At 55.6% G+C, this 410-nt stretch carries 2 pseudogenes; both read left to right on the forward strand.

Features of this window, described 5'->3' with window-relative positions:
- A pseudogene (locus tag OGY71_RS23220) lies at nt 1-276 on the forward strand (capsid protein); the annotation flags it as partial.
- A 3-nt stretch (nt 277-279) separates the two neighbouring features.
- A pseudogene (locus tag OGY71_RS23225) lies at nt 280-410 on the forward strand (STY4826 family bacteriophage gene regulatory protein); the annotation flags it as partial.

A 410-nucleotide genomic window follows, 5' to 3' on the forward strand; every position in this document is an offset into this window, starting at 1 on the left:
GCACTGTTACGTGCCTTTCTGTTGCGTATACGGTCGCTGGAAATGAGCGGAGAAACCTCGCCGCGTGCGACCGTGACCCGTGAGCTGGGTGATGCCCTGAATCTGCAGTCAGCCCTGTATCATTTTGATATGGAGCAGGAGCCGGTCCTGTCCGTAACCGGCATGAATCGCCCGGTCATAACCGGGGTTGATATGGCGCTGTTAAGAAGCCCAGCCAGACGGATGAAGCTTGCCGCTGAACTGGCCGCAAAAGACCACGAACAGGCAGAGGGCTGAATTATGTTTCACTGCCCGTTCTGCAAAAAGACCGCGCACGTCCGTACCAGCCGGTATCTGTCGGAAAACGTCAAACAGCGTTATCACCAGTGTACCAATATCGAATGCTCGGCCACTTTCCGCACCATCGAGTC

It is taken from the genome of Citrobacter sp. Cpo109 (genome assembly GCF_030332565.1).
Classification (GTDB): Bacteria; Pseudomonadota; Gammaproteobacteria; order Enterobacterales; family Enterobacteriaceae; genus Citrobacter; species Citrobacter portucalensis.